The 5,996-nt window shown below is 64.9% G+C and carries 7 protein-coding genes; 2 read left to right on the top strand and 5 right to left on the bottom strand.

The features are described from left to right. Both yvcK and ACE3UY_RS18525 read left to right on the top strand, forming a co-directional pair. Positions 1-763: uridine diphosphate-N-acetylglucosamine-binding protein YvcK (gene yvcK, locus ACE3UY_RS18530; protein ID WP_374688965.1), on the top strand; the 763-nt coding region annotated here is incomplete at its 5' end. A 95-nt stretch (positions 764-858) separates the two neighbouring features. Next, entirely contained in the window at positions 859-1,548 is a 690-nt protein-coding gene (locus tag ACE3UY_RS18525) for a hypothetical protein (RefSeq protein ID WP_374688964.1), read from the top strand. Between the two features lie 34 nt (positions 1,549-1,582). Here the strand turns inward: ACE3UY_RS18525 and ACE3UY_RS18520 are convergent, their stop codons facing one another. The 5 genes from ACE3UY_RS18520 to pstA all read right to left on the bottom strand — a co-directional run. After that, a complete protein-coding gene (locus tag ACE3UY_RS18520; protein ID WP_374688963.1) occupies positions 1,583-2,698 on the bottom strand; it encodes a TolB family protein in 1,116 nt (371 codons plus the stop codon). Between the two features lie 65 nt (positions 2,699-2,763). Further along, a complete protein-coding gene (locus ACE3UY_RS18515; RefSeq protein ID WP_374688962.1) occupies positions 2,764-3,141 on the bottom strand; it encodes a Crp/Fnr family transcriptional regulator in 378 nt (125 codons plus the stop codon). A gap of 22 nt (positions 3,142-3,163) precedes the next feature. Continuing rightward, positions 3,164-3,853 carry a phosphate signaling complex protein PhoU gene (phoU, locus tag ACE3UY_RS18510; RefSeq protein ID WP_374688961.1) on the bottom strand — a complete coding sequence of 230 codons (690 nt, stop codon included), beginning with the start codon at positions 3,851-3,853 and terminating at the stop codon, positions 3,164-3,166. Between the two features lie 94 nt (positions 3,854-3,947). Further along, positions 3,948-4,763, bottom strand: a complete 816-nt coding sequence (gene pstB, locus ACE3UY_RS18505) for a phosphate ABC transporter ATP-binding protein PstB (RefSeq protein ID WP_374688960.1) — start codon at positions 4,761-4,763, stop codon at positions 3,948-3,950. A gap of 75 nt (positions 4,764-4,838) precedes the next feature. Next, positions 4,839-5,996 (bottom strand): phosphate ABC transporter permease PstA (pstA, locus tag ACE3UY_RS18500; RefSeq protein ID WP_374688959.1); only part of this gene is annotated, 1,158 nt, incomplete at its 5' end.

The raw sequence follows: 5,996 nt of genomic DNA, 5'->3' as shown, positions 1-5,996 counted from the left end.
GGTTGGGTTGAACGGCCACGCCGACGCGCTATCCCCGGCTGACGGGAAAGAGGGCCAGACGTTGCAGGGGCACGCCTTTGGCAACCTGCTGCTGGCGGCCCTGACCGGGATCACCGGCAGCTTTGACGAAGCGCTGTTGGCTGCCCAGCGCGTGCTGGCGTTGCGCGGGCAGGTATTGCCTTCGACGCTGGAGGATGTGACCCTGGTCGCTGACGTGCTGACGCCGGAGGGGAACGTGCGGCAGGTGGTGGGTGAGTCGGCCATCCCGAAGGTGGGCGGCCACATCGAGCGCGTGCGACTGGAGCCGGCCGGGGTGCGGGCCTATCCGCCGGCGTTGCGGGCCATCTTCGCCGCCGACCTGATCGTGCTGGGGCCGGGCAGCCTTTACACCAGTATTCTACCCAACCTGCTCGTCCGCGATCTGGCCGAGGCGCTGACTCACGCCCGCGCGCCGGTCGTCTACGTCTGCAATCTGGCGACGCAACCGGGCGAAACCGACGAGTACACCGTGGCCGATCACGTGGAGGCGCTCTTGCAGCACGCGCCGGCCGACTTCGTCGATCTGGTACTGGCGAACGACAACCTGTCTATCCCGCCGGAGACGGGCGGCGGCCACACGCGATTCGTAGTGCCGCGGCCGTCGCCCCGCGTCCCCCTGCGCGCCCTCGATCTGGTGGATGAGGCGCGCCCCTGGCGGCACGACAGCGAGAAGCTGGGCCGGGCGGTGGTGGGGTTGCTGTCGGCTACGCGCCGGCCGCGCTAGAAACTCGGTTTCTTCCGAGAAACCGAGTTTCTGGTTGAATCCTGTCTCGCGCATGGTACAATGTTTGACATAAATCGGATGTTACGAGGGAAGAGATGACGACCCTGCAAGAGGCCATATCCGCCGCGCGCGCCGGCGATTCGGAGCGCGCCCAACTCCTCACCGCGGACGTGATCCAGCGCGACCCCGACGACGCCCAGGCCTGGTACTTGCTCAGCCAGTTGGTCGAGTCCGACGCGCGGCGGGCCGCCTATCTGCGCAAGACCCTGGCGCTCGATCCCGGCCACGTCCGCGCCCAGGCCGAACTCGACGAACTCTCGCCAGACCTGTTCGACACGCAGCCGATCGTTGTTGAGGCGGCAGCTGGCGCGGCGGTTGTGGAGGAGTCCGTCCCACCGATCGAGTGGGTTGCCGAGGAGCCGGCCGAGGTTGTCGAAGCCGTTGCGCCAGACGTTGAACCGGTCGCGCCGGCGGTCGAGCCTCTCACCACGACCGTCTGGGAGGAATCACCCGCGCAGGAAGCGCCGGTCGAAGTCGCCTACGCGACGACCGCCGAGTCGTCCGTGGCTGGGGATTCGTCCCCCTTGCCGGTGGCTTCTGTAGCCGTCCCGCCCGCCGAGCCTGTGGCCGTCGCGCCACCTCCAGCCGCGCCGGCGATTTACGCGGAACCAGCCGGCGGTCCTCCCAAGCGTGGTAACCAGGGATTAGCGCTGCTGCTAGGGGTGTTGGTTTTCCTGACGCTGATCGTCCTGGCCTTCTTGATATATCTATTGTTCTTTGCCTAAATAGAAACCCGGTTTCTCCCAAGAAACCGGGTTTCTACGGCAGCCACGTGGGCAAGAAACCATCCGCGACGAGTCGCGTCACCTCGCCGCTGCTCACGTCTAGCCGCCAAATATCGCTAACCGCCGTTGGGTCGGCCAGATCGTATCGCTGGTAAAGCAGGTAGCGGCCGTCGGGGGACCAGGCCGGCGGCCCGTGATAGTAGGCCGGTTCGTTGGTCAGCGCCCTCGCCTCGCTGCCGTCAGGGCGCATCACCCATAACTGCCGCCCAAAGGCCGCGTCGGGCACGCTCCGGCCGAACGCGATCCACTCCCCATCCGGCGACCAGGTGGGCGCGCTATCATCCACCGTGCTCTCCGGACTGAGTCGCTGACGCGTCCCCGTCTCCGCCAACGCGACCCGGTACAAGTAGACTGTCGAGGACTCCTGAACAGACGTGTCAGGTGTTCCCACACCGGACACGTCTTGGGAGGGGTCGGCATGGAGCGTCAGGTCGCCCACGATGACCTCGGCGCTGTCGGGGCTCCAGGCGGCGGGACGGCCGACGCGGCTGCCCAACAGGCGTTGCGCGCCGTCGCTCAGCCGGTAGAACACGATCCCCTCGTCGCGCGGCGAGACGTAGCTGAGCCATTCCCCATCGGGCGAGAAGCGCGCCCCATAGCCGGGCGTATCGTCCCCCTCGATGAGCGGCAGCGTCTCGCTGGTGGTCGGGTCAAGCCAGTAGAGGCGGGGCGAGCCGGCGACGCCGCCGGCCAGCGCCCGCCGCTCGTAGACCAGCCGCCCGCCGTCGGGTGACCAGACCGCGCCGGAACATTCGGCGTCGGGGCAGGCCAGTAGTTCGCGGTCGTCCTGGCCTTCGGGGGAGATGAGCCGCAGCGCCGCGCCGCCGGCCGTCTGCGTGGCGTAGACAATCGTCTCGCTATCCGGCGACAGGGCAAAATCGAGGAGTTCAGGCCCACCCTCAGCGGTCAGTTGGCGCGGCGGCTCATCAGGATTGTCCTGACGGAAAAGCTGGGCGCGGCCCTGATCGTCGGCGCGCAGAAAGAGGATGGCCGGCAGGCTCTCGAGCTGTCCGCAGCCGGCTGGCAACAGGCCCGATAGCGCCAGAAGCGCCCCCAGCCAGACCCACAAAAAACGCCGTCGCCGGTTCATGAGCACTCGATCATACCGGCGGCGGCGAATGGGGCCACTCTCTCGAGTTGGGTGTTGCGCGATCTCTAATCGGCCGCGGCCGGAGCGCTGTCCTGCAGCCGCTTGCGCAAGCGATCGGTCATAATGCGCATGACCTGCAAGGCGAAAAACGGCGTGCGGTGGACGTGCTGCATGAACTTGGCCTCGTCAATCGCCACGAGCCGGCAATCCGTCCGGGCGACGACGGTGGCGCTGCGCGGCGACCGGTCAACCAGGGCCATCTCGCCGAAGATGCCGCCGGACGTGACCACGTCGATCACCTTGTCGTGGGCGATGACCTCCAGTTCTCCATCCTGCACCACGTACATGCAGTGGCCCTCGTCGCCCGCCCGGAAGATGGTGTCGCCGGCTGCATACTGATCAACGTTTTTCTCGAACTTGAAGATCTCGATTGTAGCGGTCATTCTGGCCTCTTAGGCATCGCACTCACAATTGGTTGGCGGGCGGCGCCTCGTACTCACCCATGTTCATCTCGGAGTAGACGCCGGTGGTCATGTAGATCACCCACTCGCAAATGTTGATGGTGCGGTCGGCCGACCGCTCCAGGTTGTGCAGCGCCCATTCTAGATGATTGGCCCAATGGATTTGTCGCGGCTCGGCCATCATGTAGGCCACGATCTCGCCGTACAGGTGGTTGAAAAGGAAATCGACCTTGTCATCCTCGGCCGGGATGCGGCGGGCCAGGGCCGCGTCGCGGTCAGCGAACGCTTTGAGCGATAGGTGCAGCATCTCGCGCGCGTACTCGGCCATCTCCGGCAAATGCTGCGCGAAGGCCGCCGGGATGGGTTCCGGGCCCAGGCCCAGGCTGATCCGGCCGATGCCCTTGATGTAGTCGTGGATGCGCTCCAGTTCGCCGACGATCTCCATGATGGCGGCAATGAGGCGCATGTCGCGGGCCATCGGGGCCTGGGTGGCGATCAGCGTCAGCGCGTCAAGGCCGACCTTGATGCGCCGTTCGTTGATGGACTGGTCGGCCCCGATCATCCGTTCGGCCGTGACCCGGTCGCGATGAATGAAGGCGTCGGTGACTTTGACAAGGTGCTCTTCGACCTCGCTGCCCATGCGCAAGACTTCATCCTCAAGCCGTTGTAGTTCCCGATCAAATGACTCGCGCATCACGTCTCCTTAAGAAAATAATCCGCAGATTTCTGTAGCCGATCCCCAATTCCCTAACTTCTCACTTCTTACTGCTTACTTCTGACTTCTGTGATTAGCCAAATCGCCCAGTAATATACTGCTCCGTCATCTCGTTCTTCGGGTTGGTGAACAGTTCGTTCGTCTGGTTATACTCCACCAGATAACCGGCGCGGTCAGTGTCCATGTTGAAGAAGGCGGTGAAGTCCGACGCCCGCGCCGCCTGCTGCATGTTGTGGGTTACGATCAGGATGGTGTAGTGGCGCTTCAACTCCTGGATCAGTTCCTCGATGCGCAGGGTCGAGATGGGGTCGAGGGCCGAGGCCGGTTCGTCCATCAGGATAATCTCCGGCCGGATGGCGATGGCCCGGGCGATGCACAGGCGTTGCTGCTGGCCGCCGGAGAGCGACAGGCCGCTTTGGTCGAGCTTGTCCTTCACCTCATCCCACACCGCCGCGTCGCGCAGTGACTCCTCCACCAGAGCGTCCATATCCCCCTTCGAGCCTTTGAAGCCGTTGATGCGCGCCCCCCAGGCGACGTTCTCATAGATCGACTTGGGAAACGGGTTGGGTTTCTGGAAGACCATGCCGATGCGGCGGCGCACTTCCACCGGGTCTACGTCGGGATCGTAGATGTTCTTGCCGTGGAAGAGAATCTCCCCCTCGGCGCGCGCCGACGGGATGAGATCGTTCATGCGGTTGAAAGCGCGCAAGACTGTGCTCTTGCCGCAGCCGGATGGGCCGATGAGGGCCGTGATCTGCCGCGAGTGGAACTGGAGATTGATGCCCTTGACGGCGCGAAAGCTGCCGTAAAAGATGTCCAGGTCGCGCGCCTCGATGGCGTAGTCGGCGCCGGCGCTCAGGCCGTTTGAATAGGGTGCGAGAGCGTTCATGGTTCCTGTCGTAAGACCTGACAGGTTTCGAGCGGACTCCTGTCCGCCAACCTGTCAGGTCTCGCTTGGTTGAAGTTATCCGATCCGCTTGCCGTAGCGGTTGCGCAGGTAGATGGCCGTCGCGTTGAGCATGAACAGCAGGAGCAACAGGGCGACGATGGCCGCCGCGGCGATGTCGCGGAAGGTGTCCTGCGGGCGCGCCGTCCACTGGTAAATCTGGGACGGCAGTGAGGTAAATTTGGAGAAGGGGCCGGTGGGGTCAGTGGTGATAAACGTGGACGCGCCGACGACCACCAGCGGGGCCGTCTCGCCGATGATGCGCGACATGGACAGGATGACGCCGGTCAGGATGCCGCCGATGGCGTTGGGCAAGACGTGGCTGCGCACCGTCTGCCAGCGCGTCGCCCCCAGCCCGTAGCTGGCCTGGCGCAGCGAGCTCGGCACAGCGCGGATGGCCTCCTGGGCGCTGATGATGATTACCGGCAAGCCCAGCAGCCCCAGCGTCAACCCCGCCGACAGCACCGTCCGGCCGTTGGCGACCGCTGGGTCAGACACGCCGAAGAGCGCGCCGCTGGTGATCGGCTCCAGCGCCCGGACAAACACGGCCAGCCCCAGCAAGCCGTAAATGATCGACGGCACGCCGGCCAGGTTGTTGATGTTGGTCTGGATGATGCGGTTGATGCGGCTGCCCTTATTGGCGTACTCCTCCAGGTAGATGGCCGCGCCGACGCCCAGCGGGAAGCTGAACAGCACGGCGATGCCGACTACCCACAGCGTGCCCAGGATGGCCGTGCGCACGCCGGCGATCTCCGGATAGCTGGATTGCGGGCTGGTGATGAAGTCGAGCGTCAGCCAGCGCCGGAACTGAATCTCGGCCCCGGGGTACTTCTGCGCTGCCTGCTGCAAGATTTCGTCTCGATTGAAGAGCGAGTCCCACAAGTCCCACGATTCGACAACCGTGGGCTGGACTACGTCGGCCTGGATGAGTTGAATGAGCGAGGCGGAGTCGCGGGGGCCGAGGGTGCAACTGGCCGGGGGATTCTCGCTGGCGCAGGCGGCGGCGTAGCGCTCTTCGGTGTCGCACACCAGCCGGTCGCCGTAGAAGCGCTGCTCGTACTCCACGGCGCGGCAGCGACCGGCGGAGACGTTGGCCTGATACATGGCGACCTGGTCATCGTAGGCCAGGTCGGCCAACGTCGCCTGGGTAAATACAGTATCGGCGAAGAAGTCCAG

Origin of the sequence: Promineifilum sp. (SeqCode), from assembly GCF_041918635.1 — a bacterium.
Lineage (GTDB): Bacteria > Chloroflexota > Anaerolineae > Promineifilales > Promineifilaceae > Promineifilum.
Note: the sequence above shows the minus strand (reverse complement) of the source record. Positions and strands in the feature narration are given on the sequence as shown.